Source organism: Variovorax sp. LARHSF232, from assembly GCF_052871435.1.
Map to the genome: position 1 here is coordinate 207,941 of NZ_JBIXJS010000001.1, position 14,469 is coordinate 222,409.

Here is a 14,469-nt window from a genome sequence, read left to right on the forward strand (position 1 = left end):
CGCGGCCTCGCTTGCAGCGCCCCGGAAGGCGAACCAACATCGTCAGAACCCATGCCCCGCAAACCCAAAAAAGGCTATTTCGTCCGCGGCCAGTTCGTGGCCGAAGGCAGCGAACTCGACCAGGAGCTCAAGCGCGAGCTCAAGGGCACCGAGACCAGCAAGACCGACCTGAAACGCGAGAGCTCCGAGCTGCAAGCGCTCGGCGAGGCCTTGCTGAAGCTGCGCGCCGCCGCCTTCGACGAATTGCCGATCAGCGACAAGCTGCGCGATGCCATCGTCGAAGCCAAGCGCATCACCAACTTCGAAGGCAAGCGCCGGCAGATGCAGTTCATCGGCAAGCAGATGCGCCTGCAGGAGCCCGACACGCTGGAAGCCATCCGCATTGCCCTGGACGAGCAGGATCGCCCCAGCGCCGAAGCCACCGCCGCCCTGCACGAGGCCGAGCTGTGGCGCGACCGCCTGATCGTGGACGACGACGCGCTGGGCGGCTGGATCGAGACGCACCCGGCCTCCGACGCGCAGCAGCTGCGCGCCCTGGTGCGCCAGGCCCGCAAGGACCTCAAGGGCGGGCCGCCCGGCGAGGCGCCGCGCCAGGGCCGGGCCTACCGCGAGATCTTTCAGATCGTGCGAGCCGAGCTGTCCGCCCACGACGGCAGCGACCATGCCGCGGCCGCCGCCGAACAATCCCGCGAAGAAGACGCCTGAGACGCCAAGCCCTCCCATGACCTACGACCCCGTACGCATCGGCATCGTTTCGATCAGCGACCGCGCCTCCAGCGGCGTCTACGAGGACAAGGGCCTGCCGGCCCTGCGCGACTGGCTCTCTCGTGCACTGAAGAATCCGCTCGCCTTCGAGCCGCGCCTGATTCCCGACGAGCAGGCCCAGATCAGCCAGACGCTGATCGAGCTGGCGGATGCCGGCTGCTCGCTGGTGCTCACCACCGGCGGCACCGGCCCCGCCGTGCGCGACGTCACGCCCGAAGCCACCCTGGCGGTGGCCGACAAGGAGATGCCGGGCTTTGGCGAGCAGATGCGCCAGATCAGCCTGCGCTTCGTGCCCACCGCCATCCTGTCGCGCCAGGTGGCGGTGATCCGCGGCCAGAGCCTGATCGTCAACCTGCCCGGCCAGCCCAAGGCCATTGCCGAGACGCTGGAAGGCCTCAAGGACGACGCCGGCCAGCAGCTCGTTCCCGGCATCTTCGCCGCCGTGCCCTACTGCATCGACCTGATCGGCGGGCCCTATCTGGAAAGCGATCCGGCGGTATGCAAGGTGTGGCGGCCGAAGGCGGCCATCCGCACGTTCGACTAGCAGGCTACTTCCCCACCAGCTGCGCGAGCTTTTCCTTCTCGAAGCACTCCTCGCGCGCCGCGTCGCCGGGCACGCAGTCGCGCTCGGGCAGCGGCTGCGCAAGCTTCTCGATCGCCTGCCACAGCAAGGCGATCTGGTGCTCTTGCGAAGAGGCGCTGTCGATCAGCCCGCGCATGGCCAGCGACAGCGGGTCGTCGCCCTGCGTCACGCCGTAGGCCGTGAAGCCCTCTTTGCCCGGCGCTTGCGGCGCGGAAGGGGTCTCGCCCGCCGGGATGATTCGCGCCGGAATGCCCACTGCCGTGGCGCCCGCCGGCACCGGCTTGGTCACCACCGCGTTGGAGCCGATGCGGGCGCCGTCGCCCACGGTGAAGCCGCCCAGGATCTTGGCGCCCGCCCCCACCACCACGTTGCGTCCCAGGGTGGGATGGCGCTTGGCGCCCTTGTAGAGCGAGGTGCCGCCCAGGGTCACGCCCTGGTAGATGGTGCAGCCGTCGCCGATTTCGGCGGTTTCGCCCACCACCACGCCCATGGCGTGGTCGAAGAACACGCGCTCGCCGATTCTTGCCGCGGGATGGATCTCGATGCCGGTAAGCCAGCGCGCCAGGTGGGCAATGAAGCCGGCCAGCCAGCGCAGGCCATGGTTCCAGCACCAGTGCGCCGGACGGTGCAGCACCACGGCATGCAGGCCGGGGTAGAGCGTCAGGACTTCGAAGGCCGAACGGGCCGCCGGGTCGCGCTCGAGGATGCAGCGGATATCGGAGCGCAGGCGCTTGAACATGGATGTTTTGGCGATATCGATAGGGCCGGCGAGTCTATCGCTGGCCGCGATCGCTTGCAGGCGATGGGGGCTCCCCGTCCGTGGCAGGCCGGTGCGGATCGACCATCGCCTTGGCGATGCCGCGCAGGATGTGGATCTCTTCGGGCGTCGGCTGCGCCCGATTAAAGAGCTGCGTCAGGCGCGGCATCAGCTTCTTGGGCGCCTTCGGGTCGAGAAAGCCGATCTCCACCAGCGCACGTTCCCAGTGCGCCAGCATGCCGGCCTGTGCCTTGGCATCGGCCGCCTGCACCGGCGCCGTCGCATCGCGCACCTCGTAGCCGCCCAGGGCCAAGCGCCATTCGTAGGCGATGACCTGGATGGCCGCACCCAGGTTGAGCGAACCGAAGCTGGGGTCGGTCGGAATGCTCAGGGCCACGTGGCAGCGGTAGACATCCTCGTTGCGCATGCCGAAGCGCTCGGAACCGAAAAGGAAGGCCACGTGCTGCTCGCCGCCGCCCTGCTGCACCAGTTGCGACAGGTGCTCGCGCGGCGTGCGCGTGGGCGGGCCGAAGTCGCGCGGCACCATGGCGGTGGCGCACAGGTGGGTGACGCGATCGAGCGCCTCGTCCAGCGTCTCGACGATGCGCGCCTTGGCCAGCACGTCCAGTGCCCCGCTGGCACGCTGGATGGTTTCTTCGCGCTTGAGCACGTTGGCCCAGCGCGGCGCCACCAGCACCAGGTCGTCGAAACCCATGGTGCGCATGGCACGGGCGGCGGCGCCGACATTGCCGGCGTGGCTGGTCTGGATGAGGATAAAACGGGTGCGCATGAGGGACGACAGAACTGAAACGGCCTGTAAACAGGGGGGCCGGGTAAAATCGCAAGATTGTCGCCGCCCGCATCGCCGGGCCGCTCCCCGCCTTCCCCGCGCCGCTCTTCTCACAATCTATGTCGTCCAACCTGCATCCCATGCTCAACGTGGCCATCAAGGCCGCCCGCGCCGCTGGCGCCATCATCAATCGCGCCGCACTCGACGTCGAAGCCGTGCGCATCTCGCAAAAGCAGGTCAATGACTTCGTCACCGAAGTCGACCACGCCAGCGAGGCCGCGATCATCGAGACGCTGCTCACCGCCTACCCTGGCCATGGCATCCTGGCCGAAGAGTCGGGCCGCCAGCATGGCGCGCAGGATTCGGATTTCGTGTGGATCATCGATCCGCTGGACGGCACCACCAACTTCATCCACGGCTTCCCGGTCTACTGCGTCTCGATCGCCCTTTCCGTCAAGGGCAAGATCGAACAGGCCGTGATCTACGACCCCACCCGCAACGACCTGTTCACCGCCACCAAGGGCCGCGGCGCCTACATGAACGAGCGCCGCATCCGCGTGAGCAAGCGGGTGAAGCTGAACGAATGCCTGATCTCCACCGGCTTTCCGTTTCGCACCGGCGACAACTTCAAGCAGTACCTGGCCATCATGGCCGACCTGATGCCGCGCGCTGCCGGCCTGCGCCGCCCGGGTGCGGCCGCGCTCGACCTGGCCTACGTGGCGGCCGGCTTCTCCGATGCCTTCTTCGAGACCGGCCTCAACATCTGGGACGTGGCGGCCGGATCGCTGCTGGTGACCGAGGCCGGCGGCCTGATCGGCAACTTCACTGGCGAGCCCGACTTTCTGGAGCAGCGCGAATGCCTGGCCGGCGCCCCGCGCGTCTATGGCCAACTGGTGCCGCTCCTTTCCAAGTACTCCAAGTTCGCCAGCGTGGACGACAAGCTGCGCGCCTCGGACCGCATGCGTTCGGTGAGCGCCAGCGCTGCACGCCAGGGCGGCGATGAACAGGGCGCCGACAGCGACATCTACGCCCGCAGCACCGTGGCCCTGCAGCAGCCCGAAGGCGCCGAGGCCGCGGCCGGCACCGAAACCACGCCCGCACCCGCCGCCGCGCCCGCGCCGCGCAAGCTGACCCGCGCACGCCTGTCGACAGCAGGCACCGCGCCGACGGACCCGACCACCGTCAAGTGATGCAGGCGCAGCGCGCCGCGGCCAGGCGGGTACGCGCGGGCGTGCGCATCGCGCTCTCCTACTACGTTCTCAATGGCATCTCGGTCGCGCTCGGCCTGGCGCTGATCTCGGCCGGCGTGCACCTCTGGCTGGGCGCCGTGGCCGGGGCGGCCGCATCGGTCGGCGTGCTGGTCACGGCGCCGCCCGACCTTGCGGCACCGCGCCGCGGCAAGTTCTATCAGATGCTGCCCGCGCCCCTGCTGAGCCTGCCGCTCTTCTTCGCGGTGCAGATGCTGCATGCCAAGCCGCTGCAGCTGGGCCTGTTGCTGGTGCCTGCCACCTTCCTGGCCTTCCTGGCCATGGCCTGGGGCAAGCGCGGCATCCCGATCGCCATCGCGGTGATGTTCTCCATGGTCTTCTCGATGGCCACGCCGGCGTCCTTGGGCTGGCACGAAGCCTGGCAGACCACGCTGCACTTCGGCCTGGGCGCCGGGCTGTACCTGATCTGGTCGCAGCTGGCCAACTCGGCGCTCAATGCGCGCTACCGGGTGCAGTTCACCGCCGACGTGCTGTTCTCGCTGGCCGCGCTGATGCGCACGCAGGCGCAGCAGTTCTGCGCCCCCAGCGAGACCGACGACGTGCGTGAGGTGGGCGCGCCCCTCTTGGGCCAGTTGCTGCGCGACCAGGCGGCGCTGGCCGACCAGCTTCAGGCCGCGCGCGACATCGTGCTGGAGTCGCCGCGCACGCCGCGCCGGCAGCAACTGGCTGGCATGCTGATGATCGCGCTGGAGATGCGCGACCACCTGGTGGCCACCGAGCTGGACCTGGAAGCGCTCAAGTCGCATCCCGGCGGTTCCCAGGTGCTGCGCGAGATGCGCCTCATCCTGCAGGAGCTGGCCGGCGAAACCGCCGCCCTGGCCGACGACCTGCTGCTGGGCCACCAGCCCGAGCCGCCGCTGGACCGCCGCCCGCTGCTTGCCGAGATCCGCCTGCCGCACGACGAAGGCCCGGCCGCCGACGGCCGCATGGGCCCCACGCCGGCGCTGCTGGCGCGCGGCATGGCCAACCGCATCGGCCACCTCAACGACGACGTGCTGCGCCTCATCTCGCTGGCGCGCGGCGACAGCGCGCCCGACTTGGCGGTGGTGCGCGCCGGCTGGAAGATGTTCGTGAGCCCCACGGACTGGTCGCTGGCGCCCTTCCTCGGTGTCTGGCGCTGGGATGCACCGCCGCTGCGCCACGCCATCCGCGCGACGCTGGCCATCGCGGCGGGCTATGCCATCGCGCTGCTGCTGCCCTGGGGCTCGCACGACTACTGGATCCTCTTGACCATCGTGGTGGTGCTGCGCGGCAGCCTCTCGCAGACGCTGGAGCGGCGCAATCACCGCGTGGCCGGCACTCTGCTGGGCTGCGTGCTGGCCACCGCGCTGCTGTCGGCGCACCCCACGCCCCTGATGCTGCTGGCGAGCCTGACCATCGCGCAGGCCATCGCCCATGGCTTTGCGATCCGGCGCTACCTCGTCACCGCGGTTGCGGCCACCGTGCTGGGGCTGGTGCAGGCGCACATCCTGAACACCGGCATGGCCCCCACCTTCGCCCTGTTCGAGCGCATCGCCGACACCCTGATCGGCGCCGGCCTGGCCTGGGCCTTCTGCTACGTGCTGCCTTCCTGGGAACGGCACCAGCTGCCCAACCTGGTGGCGCGCACCCTGCGCGCGCAAGCCAAGCATGCCAGGCTGGCGCTGGGCCTGGGCCAGCTGCGCGCCGCCGACGACGCGCCCGAGCTGGCCTGGCGGCTGGCGCGGCGCGAGGCCTACGACAGCCTGTCGGCGCTGGTGCAGGCCACCCAGCGCTCGCTCTCCGAGCCGCGCGCGGTGCAGCCGCCCCTGGAACCACTGGAATACCTGCAGGCGCACAGCTACCAATTGCTGGCCCAGCTCAGTGCGGTGAAGTCGATGCTGGTGCTGCGCCGCGACCGCCTCACGCCGGCCGATATCGAAGGGCCGCTGGCGCGCACCGCCGAGCGCATCGAGACCGCGCTGTCCACCAAGCCGGACGACGCCTCGCTGGCCGCCCTGCCCGAGGGCGTGCCGGCCATGCCCAGCGCGGGCGGACCGATCACGCTGCCGGACCCTTTCGACAACGACGTCAGTCCCTGGCTGCTGCGCCGACTGGATTTCGCCACGCGCATTGCGCTGCAATTGCGCGACGATGCGGCGCGCGTGCTGCAGTCGTCGGGCCGCGAGAATCCATCCACCTGACCATGGAAGCGATCGCTGCCGCAGCCGTCATCGAACCGCTGCAGCAGTAGCCGTCTTCTTCTTGCCCCCGCGGCGGCGATCGGCCTTGGGCAGCGCTGCGGAGGCGCCGCTGGCGAGCAAATGCTCGGCCTGCGCCTGCAGGCTGGCCAGCGAGCGGTCGAACTGCGCCGCATCGGCCGGCGCCAGCACCGACATCAGCTCTGCATTGATGCTGCGCACCAGCGGCAGCAACTGCGCGTGGATGGCCTCGCCGGCCGCGCTGAGCGTGAGGCGCACGTGGCGACGGTCGCCCGCCAGGTGTGTGCGCGAGATCAATCCCTTGTCCGCCAGCGAGCCGATCGCCCGCGAGGTGCGTGCGCGGTCCAGTTGCGCCACGTCGGCCAGCTGCGAAGAGCCGAGCGCGCCGCCGTGCTCGGCCAGCGTGGCCAGCACCCGCCATTCGCGGCGCGTGATGCCGAAGCGTCCCTCGCACAGCCGGATCACCGGGCTGCCGCCCACCGCCAGCAGGCGGCTCAGCCGATAGAGCAACAGGTCGTCGAGCAGCGGTCCTGCGCCGGGTAAAGCCGTGTCGGCCATCGGGTAACTCCGCAAAGCAGTTGATTTGAACAATCGATTGTCGCGGTCCTACAGTGGGCGCCGACCCGCCTTCGAACCAGGAGAGACAGCCATGCCCATTGCAAAGACCCTTCGCACCCTGCTCGCCGCCCTCGGCCTGGGCAGCCTCGCCGCCGCCAGCCCGGCGCTGCATGCCCAGCAGCCAGCGCTCGATGGCCCGCTGCGCATCGTGGTGGGCTATGCGCCCGGCGGCGCCACCGACAAGGTGGCGCGCATCGTGGCCGACAAGCTCGGGCCCAAGTTGGGCGTGCCGGTGGTGGTGGACAACAAGACCGGCGCCGGCGGTCGCCTGGCGGCGCAGCAGGTGAAAGCCACGCCGGCCGGCCAGAACGTCCTGATGGTGGCCAACCCCGCCGTGATGGTGGTGGCGCCGCTGGTCTTCAAGGACAACGGCTACGACGCCGAGAAGGACTTCGTTGCCGTCTCGCACGTCAACGACTACGAGTTCGCGCTCTCGGTGGCTACCGCCGTACCGGTGAAGGAGCTGTCGCACCTGGTGGCCTGGATGCGCGCCAACCCCGAGAAGGCCAACTTCGGCGTGCCCGCCACCGGCAGCCTGCCGCACTTCTTTGCGCTGATGACGGCCGAGAAGGCCGGCGTGACCGGGCAGGTGGTGGGCTACCGCGGCTCCGGCCCGCTGCTCACCGACCTGATCGGCGGCCAGATCCCGATCGCCTTCGACACCTTCGACGTGGCGCTGCCGCAGCACGAGGCCGGCAAGATCCGCATCCTGGCCATGTCGGGCGCGCGGCGCTCCGAGTTCGCGCCGACGATCCCGACCTTCAAGGAAGCGGGGCTGGACCTCACCGCCACCGGCTGGAACGCCTTCTTCGCCCCCGCCAGCATGCCGCAGGCCAAAGTGGCGCTCTTGTCCAAGGCCATCCACGAAGTGATGAAGGACCCGGAGACGATCAAGCGCTTCCACGACGCCAAGATGACTGCCGTGGCCAGCACGCAGGCGCAGACCGTGGCCATGCTCAAGGCCTTCCGCGAGCAGTGGGCGCCTGTGGTCAAGAAGTCCGGCTATCAGCCCTGAGTGAGCCATCGCATGACGCGCCCCAACATTGTCTTCATCGTCGCCGACGACCTCGGCTATGCGGACCTGGGCTGCTACGGCGGCCGCGCCCCCATCTCGCCGGTGCTGGACCGGCTGGCCGCCAAGGGCATCCGCTTCACCCAGGGCTACGCCAATTCGCCGGTGTGCTCGCCCACCCGCTTTGCGCTGATGACGGCGCGCTACCAGTACCGGCTGCGCGGCGCGGCCGAGGAGCCGATCAACAGCAAGAGCCGCGGCAGCTCGACCCTGGGCCTGCCGCCGGAGCACCCGACCCTGCCCTCGCTGCTGAAGAGCGCCGGCTACCGCACCGCCCTCATCGGCAAATGGCACCTGGGCTACCCGCCGGCCTTCGGGCCGCTGCGCTCCGGCTATGAGGAGTTTTTCGGCCCCATGTCGGGCGGCGTCGACTACTTCACCCACTGCGATTCGCGCGGCACGCATGACCTGTGGCTGGGCGAAGAAGAGTGCAAGCAGGCGGGCTACCTCACCGACCTGATCTCGCGCCGCGCCGTCGACTACGTCGAGCGCGTCGCGCAGCAGGACGCACCCTTCTTCCTCAGCCTGCACTACACCGCGCCGCACTGGCCCTGGGAAACGCGCGAGGACGAAGACGTGGCCCACGCGATCGCCAGCAGCCCGCTCTACCACCTGGACGGCGGCAACATCCACACCTACCGCCGCATGATCCAGCAGATGGACGAAGGCATCGGCTGGCTGATGGCGGCGCTGGAAAAGGCCGGCATCGCCGACAACACGCTGGTGGTCTTCACCAGCGACAACGGCGGCGAACGCTTCTCCGACAACTGGCCGCTGGTGGGCGGCAAGATGGATCTGACCGAAGGCGGCATCCGGGTGCCCTGGCTCGCCCATTGGCCCGCGGCCATTGCAGGCGGAACCACCAGCGAACAGCATTGCCTGACCATGGACTGGTCGGCCACCCTGCTCGACGCCGCCGGCGTGGCCGCCGACATGCGCTATCCGCTGGACGGCCTTTCGCTATTGCCGGTGCTGCGCGATGCCGGCCACCGGTTCGACCGCCCCATGCACTGGCGCATGAACCACCGCAGCCAGCGCGCCCTGCGCGATGGCGACTGGAAGTACCTGCGGGTGGACGGCAACGACTACCTGTTCAACATCGCGCGGGATGAGCGCGAGCGCGCCAACCTGGCCAAGAAGGAGCCGCAGCGGCTGGCCGCCATGCGTGCGGCCTGGGAAGAATGGGACGCCAGCATGCCGCCCATTGCAGCGGACGCCAGCGTGAGTCTTTGCTACACCGACAGCGACATGCCGCCGCGCTGAGGGTTCACAAGAGCGCGATGGCCGGCAGGCTCGCGAAGGAACTTTCCCGCGTGATCTGCACGAAGTCCGCCAGCCAGGCCTGGCGCGAGGTGGCTGCGCTGCACGCGATGTGCAGTTCGCCTTGCAGTCCGCGCTTGCCGACCGGGCGCGCCGTCACGTAGCCGCGGTCCAGGTAGCCCTGCACCGCCCACACCGGCAAGGTGGCCAGGCCGCGCCCGCTGGCCACCAGCTGCAGCATCGCCACCGTCAGCTCGGTGGTGCGCCGGTGCGCCGGTTCCACGCCGGCCGGCTGCAACACCTGCCGCACGATGTCCAGCATCTCGTCGGGCACCGGGTAGGTGATGAGCGTCTGGTCGGCGAAGTGGCGCGCGGTGAGGTAGGGCTTGGCGGCGAGCGGGTGGTCATTGGCCAGCAGCGCCACGATCTCGAAGCGGAACAGCGGGTGGTAGTCGACCGCTTCGGCCGGGTCCTGCTCGGAGACGATGGCCACCTCGGCCCGGTCCTGCAGCAGCAGCGCGATCGGGTCGGGGTGGAAGCCCGAGACGATGTCCAGCTCGATCTCCGGCCAGCACTGGCGGAAGGCATCCATGGCCGGCATCAGCCAGTCGAAACAGGTGTGGCACTCGACCACGATGCGCAGCTGTCCGCTGCGCCCCGAGGACAAGCGCGCCAGATCGCGCTCGGCGCCGCCGACCAGCGGCAGCGCCTGGTCCGCCAGCCCCAGCAGGCGCAGGCCGGCGGCGCTGAAGCGCGGCGGCACCGATTTGCGCTCGAATAGCGGCAGGCCGTAGTGCGCTTCCAGGAGCTTGATCTGGTGCGACAGCGCGGACTGCGTCAGGTTGAGCAGCTGCGCCGCGCGCACCAGGCTGCCGGTGTCGCGCAGCGCTGCCAGGGTGCGCAGGTGGCGCAGCTCGAGGAGCGAATTGATCATGAACAGAATTCAAGTTGTGGCACAAAAACTATCGTTTGAATCATAGGCTGCCCTTGGCCATGATGCCGGCATGACCCGTACCCACACCCTCGGTTTCCCGCGCATGGGCGCCCAACGCGAACTGAAGTTCGCCCTCGAAAAGCATTGGCGCGGCCAGATCGATGCCGCCGCCCTCGAAGCGGTCGGCGCGCAGCTGCGCGCACAGCACTGGCAGGCGCAACGCGACGCCGGCCTGGACTTCGTCACCGTGGGCGACTTCGCCTTCTACGACCACGTGGCCAACCACATCCAGCTGCTCGGCTGCGAGCCGGCGCGCTTCGAATTTGCCGGCGACGCGCCCGAGCTGGTGCGCTATTTCACGATGGCGCGCGGCGTGGCCGACGAGGCAGGCCATGCCTGCGCGCACGATGGATGCGCCCACCACAGCCACGCCACCTTTGCGCTGGAGATGACCAAGTGGTTCGACACCAACTATCACTACCTGGTGCCGGAGTTCTCGGCCAGCACGCGCTTTGGCCTTTCATCGGTGCGCCTGTTCAACGAAGTGGCCCAGGCCCAGCAGTTGGGCCACCCGGTCAAGGTGGTGCTGCTCGGGCCGCTGAGCTTCCTGTGGCTGGGCAAGGAGAAGGAGGCCGGCTTCGATCGCTTCTCGCTGCTGGAGCCGCTGCTGCCGGTGTATGAACAGCTGCTCGCCCGGCTCAAGTCGCAGGGCGTGGAATGGGTGCAGATCGACGAACCGATTCTTGGCCTGGATCTGCCGCAGGCCTGGCGCAACGCCTTCGAGCGCAGCTACTGGCAGCTGGCGCGCAGCGCGCCCAAACTGCTGCTGGCCACCTACTTCTCTCCGCTGGCGGACAACCTGCGGCTGGCCTGCCAGCTGCCGGTGGCCGGCCTGCACGTGGACGCGGTGCGGGCACCGGCCGAACTCATCGGCGTGGCCGATTGGCTGCCGGCGCACAAGGTGCTGTCGGTGGGCATCGTCGATGGCCGCAACATCTGGCGCGCCAATCCCGACGCCGCGCTGGCCAAACTCAAGCCGGTGGCCGACAAGCACCGGGGCGAACTCTGGATCGCGCCCTCGTGCTCGCTGCTGCACGTGCCCTTCAGCCTCGCGGCCGAGATCGGGCTCGACGCCGAAGTGCGGTCCTGGCTGGCCTTCGCCGTCGAGAAGCTCGATGAGCTGCGCGTGCTGCGCGCCGCGCTCGATGGCGAGGAAAGCGCGGTGGAGGTCGAGCTTCTTGCCGCCCGCAAGGCTGCCGCAGCGCGCCGTGGCAGCGCGCGCGTTCACCGTGCCGACGTTGCCTTGCGCGTGGCGCGCAGCGTCGCCAGCGATGACCGGCGCGCTTCCGGCTTTGCCGCGCGCCAGGCCGAACAGCGCGCCCGCTTCGCGTTGCCGCCGCTACCCACCACCACCATCGGCTCCTTCCCGCAGACCGGCGCGATCCGCGCCGCACGCGCCGCCTTCAGGCGCGGCGAGCTCGACGCAGCTGCCTATGGCGAAAAGATGAGGGCCGAGATCGAACTGGCCGTGCGCAAGCAGGAAGCGCTGGGCATCGACGTGCTGGTGCATGGCGAGGCCGAGCGCAACGACATGGTCGAGTACTTCGGCGAGCAGCTCGACGGCTTCGCCTTCACCGCCAACGGCTGGGTGCAGTCCTACGGCTCGCGCTGCGTGAAGCCGCCGGTCATCTATGGCGACGTGGCGCGGCCCGCGCCGATGACGGTCGAGTGGACCGCCTACGCGCAGAGCCTGACCAGGCTGCCGATGAAGGGCATGCTCACCGGCCCGGTCACGATCCTGCAGTGGTCCTTCGTGCGCGACGACCAGCCGCGCAGCGTCACGACCGAGCAGATCGCCTGGGCGATCCGCGACGAAGTGGTCGACCTGGAGAAGGCCGGCATCGGCATCATCCAGATCGACGAGCCGGCCATCCGCGAAGGCCTGCCGCTGCGGCGTGCCGGCTGGAAGGCTTACCTGCAAGCTGCGACGCGCTCGTTTCGCATCAGCGCCAGCAGCGTGGCAAACCAGACGCAGATCCACACCCACATGTGCTATTCGGAGTTCAACGACATCCTGCCCGAGATCGCGGCGATGGACGCCGACGTGATCACCATCGAGACCAGCCGCTCCGACATGGAGCTGCTGCGCGGATTTGGCGAGTTCAAGTATCCGAACGAGATCGGCCCGGGCGTCTACGACATCCACTCACCGCGCGTGCCGACCGTGGACGAGATGGTGCGGCTGCTGCGCAAGGCCGCCGCCGTCGTGCCGGCAGCGCACCTGTGGATCAACCCGGACTGTGGGCTGAAGACCCGTGCCTGGGCCGAGACCGAGGCGGCGCTGTCGAATATGGTGGCTGCCGCGCGGGTGTTGCGCGGCGAGATGAATGGCAGGTGATCAGCCGGCAGTGCGCCGGCGGCGCAATCTCCTGATCAAACGCCAGGCACTCCAGCTCAGCAGGCTCACCGCGGCCAGCAGGGTCAGCAGGTACGGCCACAGCATCCTCAACAGCAGGCCTGCATTGTTCTTGACCAGCGCGCGTATCGGCTTGTAGTTGTCAGGCAGCACCACCACGCCGTTGCTCGAAAAGTAGTGCTGCATGTCAGCCTGCATGGTCTTGAACACCTCAGGTTGCCGCTCCTTCAGATCCTGCGATTCCGTCGGGTCCCGGCGAATGTCGTAGAGATGCCAGGCGTTGTCCCCGAAAGGTGCCAGGTCCTTGACCAGCTTGAGATCCCCCTTGAACAAGGCTGAATTGCCGGCCATTTCATAGCCAATGGCTCGATCGGGCGCGTGCACTCGCGGGACCTGTCCGTCCAGATGCGCAAGCATGCTCGCGCCGTCGGGGCGCAGTACCTCGCGGCCTTGATAGCGGCCATTGGGCGCAGCCGCGTCGGCCAGTTCCAGCAGCGTGGGCACGATGTCCTTCACGTGAGTGAAGCTGTCGCTGATTCGGCCGCCGGCGAAGCGTGCCGGCCAGGACACGAACAGGGGCGTACGCATCCCGCCTTCGTGGGCGTTGCCCTTGAACAAGTGGAGTGGTGTGTTGGACACCTGCGCCCAGTCCTGGCCATAGGCCGAGAAAGCCCCCTTCTGGCCGAGGTTCTCGTAGTCGACCGAGTAGTTGAACGGGTACCAAAACCAGAAGGTCTTGTCGAGGCGATAGGGATCGGCTCCGTTGTCCGACAGCACCATGAAGACGGTGTTGTCGAGCTCGCCGGTCTGTTCCAGGTGCTTGTGCAGGCGTCCGATCTCGGTGTCGGCTGCGGTGAGCATGCCGGCGTAGACCGCCATGCGCTTGGCGTAGTCGCGCTGCTCCTGCGGCTTCAGATCCTTCCAGGCGCGCGAATCGGGGCTCTGGCGCAGCGTCAGTCCGGCGGGGAAAAGGCCCATCTGAACCTGGCGCGCGTAGCGCTCCGCGCGCAGCTGATCCCAGCCCTTGTCGTAGCGGCCGAGGTAGCGGTCGATGTATTCCTTCGGCGCCTGGTGTGGATAGTGATTCGCCTGCAGCGAAACCACGGAAAAGAATGGCTTGTCCTGGGTCTTGTCGGCATCGAGCCAGCCGATCATGCGGTCGACGTAGTAGCGGCTCGAGTAGAAGTCCTTGGGCAAAGGAATTTCCTGCGTGCCCTCGAACCAGTGCGACGATTCGTGGATCGGCGCATAAGGCTTGCTCTCGAAGTTGTCGCTGCCGGTCTGCGCCAGGGCCACCGATTTCTGAAAGCCGTGCGTGGCCGGCGACTTGTCGCCGGTTTCGCCAAGATTCCATTTGCCAGAGAAGTAGGTGCGGTAGCCAGCGTCGGCAAGCAGGCTGCCGATCGAAACAACGCGATCGTTGAGATGGCCCTCGTAGCCCGGCTTGCCTTTCTGATTGTCGGCAATCACGTTTTCGAGCGTGCCCACCCCCGCGCGGTGGTTGTCTACGCCGGTCATGAGCATGGCCCGAGTCGGCGAGCAGGCCGCGGCGACGTGGAAGTTGGTGAAACGCACGCCATCCTTGGCGATCTTGTCCAGCACGGGTGTGGCGATCTCGCTGCCGAAGGCCCCGAGATCGCTCATGCCCACGTCATCCAACACGACCATCACGATGTTCGGACGCTTGGGAGTGGCGCTCCATGCGGGCCCCACGGCGAGTGCGGCCGCCGCCGCCAATACAAGTAATCTGGACAACACAATCTCCGAAATTGCTTTCGCTATTCCCCGATCATTCAAGCGCTCGGAGGTGATGTCCAGTGCACAAT

Annotated in this window: 12 protein-coding genes; 7 read left to right on the forward strand and 5 right to left on the reverse strand. The window is 68.4% G+C overall.

What is annotated here, in order from left to right; all coding sequences use genetic code 11:
- The first annotated feature begins 51 nt into the window (after positions 1-51).
- Together yjgA and mog are read left to right on the forward strand one after the other, a co-directional pair.
- Entirely contained in the window at positions 52-705 is a 654-nt protein-coding gene (gene yjgA, locus ACIPRI_RS00965) for a ribosome biogenesis factor YjgA (RefSeq protein ID WP_446587571.1), read from the forward strand.
- A 16-nt stretch (positions 706-721) separates the two neighbouring features.
- Positions 722-1,309, forward strand: coding sequence for a molybdopterin adenylyltransferase (mog, locus tag ACIPRI_RS00970; RefSeq protein ID WP_446587573.1), 588 nt, complete (start codon positions 722-724; stop codon positions 1,307-1,309).
- A 4-nt stretch (positions 1,310-1,313) separates the two neighbouring features.
- On the opposite strand, the gene cysE is transcribed toward mog, so the two are convergent.
- Both cysE and ACIPRI_RS00980 read right to left on the reverse strand, forming a co-directional pair.
- Positions 1,314-2,087, reverse strand: coding sequence for a serine O-acetyltransferase (cysE, locus tag ACIPRI_RS00975; RefSeq protein WP_446587575.1), 774 nt, complete (start codon positions 2,085-2,087; stop codon positions 1,314-1,316).
- Positions 2,088-2,121: 34 nt separating this feature from the next.
- Positions 2,122-2,895, reverse strand: coding sequence for an RNA methyltransferase (locus ACIPRI_RS00980; protein WP_446587577.1), 774 nt, complete (start codon positions 2,893-2,895; stop codon positions 2,122-2,124).
- 119 nt (positions 2,896-3,014) lie between these two features.
- Between ACIPRI_RS00980 and ACIPRI_RS00985 the strand changes: the two genes are divergently transcribed.
- Both ACIPRI_RS00985 and ACIPRI_RS00990 read left to right on the forward strand, forming a co-directional pair.
- Entirely contained in the window at positions 3,015-4,085 is a 1,071-nt protein-coding gene (locus ACIPRI_RS00985; RefSeq protein ID WP_446587579.1) for an inositol monophosphatase family protein, read from the forward strand.
- On the forward strand, positions 4,085-6,325 hold the full coding sequence (locus tag ACIPRI_RS00990; RefSeq protein WP_446587581.1) for an FUSC family membrane protein: 2,241 nt from the start codon (positions 4,085-4,087) through the stop codon (positions 6,323-6,325). The genes ACIPRI_RS00985 and ACIPRI_RS00990 overlap by 1 nt, the downstream gene beginning before the upstream one ends.
- 27 nt (positions 6,326-6,352) lie before the next feature.
- On the opposite strand, the gene ACIPRI_RS00995 is transcribed toward ACIPRI_RS00990, so the two are convergent.
- Positions 6,353-6,901 (reverse strand): MarR family winged helix-turn-helix transcriptional regulator, encoded by a 549-nt coding sequence (locus ACIPRI_RS00995; protein ID WP_446587583.1) that lies wholly within the window; start codon positions 6,899-6,901, stop codon positions 6,353-6,355.
- 91 nt (positions 6,902-6,992) lie between these two features.
- Here ACIPRI_RS00995 and ACIPRI_RS01000 point away from each other — a divergent pair, with 91 nt between their 5' ends.
- Positions 6,993-7,976, forward strand: a complete 984-nt coding sequence (locus ACIPRI_RS01000) for a Bug family tripartite tricarboxylate transporter substrate binding protein (RefSeq protein ID WP_446587585.1) — start codon at positions 6,993-6,995, stop codon at positions 7,974-7,976.
- Positions 7,977-7,988: 12 nt separating this feature from the next.
- Positions 7,989-9,296, forward strand: coding sequence for a sulfatase family protein (locus tag ACIPRI_RS01005; RefSeq protein WP_446587587.1), 1,308 nt, complete (start codon positions 7,989-7,991; stop codon positions 9,294-9,296).
- A 4-nt stretch (positions 9,297-9,300) separates the two neighbouring features.
- Here ACIPRI_RS01005 and ACIPRI_RS01010 read toward each other — a convergent pair whose 3' ends face one another.
- Positions 9,301-10,227 (reverse strand): LysR family transcriptional regulator, encoded by a 927-nt coding sequence (locus ACIPRI_RS01010; protein ID WP_446587590.1) that lies wholly within the window; start codon positions 10,225-10,227, stop codon positions 9,301-9,303.
- Between the two features lie 70 nt (positions 10,228-10,297).
- Between ACIPRI_RS01010 and metE the strand changes: the two genes are divergently transcribed.
- Complete coding sequence (metE, locus tag ACIPRI_RS01015) at positions 10,298-12,625, forward strand: 5-methyltetrahydropteroyltriglutamate--homocysteine S-methyltransferase (RefSeq protein ID WP_446587592.1); 2,328 nt, start codon at positions 10,298-10,300, stop codon at positions 12,623-12,625.
- Here metE and ACIPRI_RS01020 read toward each other — a convergent pair whose 3' ends face one another.
- Positions 12,626-14,440 carry an arylsulfatase gene (locus ACIPRI_RS01020; protein ID WP_446587594.1) on the reverse strand — a complete coding sequence of 605 codons (1,815 nt, stop codon included), beginning with the start codon at positions 14,438-14,440 and terminating at the stop codon, positions 12,626-12,628. It lies immediately after the preceding gene.
- Between the last annotated feature and the right edge of the window lie 29 nt (positions 14,441-14,469).

Bases quoted from the DNA above. Each gene is read 5' to 3' on its own strand.
- ACIPRI_RS01000 (WP_446587585.1), top strand. From the start codon at position 6,993: ATGCCCATTGCAAAGACCCTTCGCACCCTGCTCGCCGCCCTCGGCCTG.
- ACIPRI_RS01005 (WP_446587587.1), top strand. From the start codon at position 7,989: ATGACGCGCCCCAACATTGTCTTCATCGTCGCCGACGACCTCGGCTAT.
- ACIPRI_RS00995 (WP_446587583.1), bottom strand. From the start codon at position 6,901: ATGGCCGACACGGCTTTACCCGGCGCAGGACCGCTGCTCGACGACCTG.
- ACIPRI_RS00980 (WP_446587577.1), bottom strand. From the start codon at position 2,895: ATGCGCACCCGTTTTATCCTCATCCAGACCAGCCACGCCGGCAATGTC.
- cysE (WP_446587575.1), bottom strand. From the start codon at position 2,087: ATGTTCAAGCGCCTGCGCTCCGATATCCGCTGCATCCTCGAGCGCGAC.
- yjgA (WP_446587571.1), top strand. From the start codon at position 52: ATGCCCCGCAAACCCAAAAAAGGCTATTTCGTCCGCGGCCAGTTCGTG.
- ACIPRI_RS00990 (WP_446587581.1), top strand. From the start codon at position 4,085: ATGCAGGCGCAGCGCGCCGCGGCCAGGCGGGTACGCGCGGGCGTGCGC.
- metE (WP_446587592.1), top strand. From the start codon at position 10,298: ATGACCCGTACCCACACCCTCGGTTTCCCGCGCATGGGCGCCCAACGC.
- mog (WP_446587573.1), top strand. From the start codon at position 722: ATGACCTACGACCCCGTACGCATCGGCATCGTTTCGATCAGCGACCGC.
- ACIPRI_RS01010 (WP_446587590.1), bottom strand. From the start codon at position 10,227: ATGATCAATTCGCTCCTCGAGCTGCGCCACCTGCGCACCCTGGCAGCG.
- ACIPRI_RS00985 (WP_446587579.1), top strand. From the start codon at position 3,015: ATGTCGTCCAACCTGCATCCCATGCTCAACGTGGCCATCAAGGCCGCC.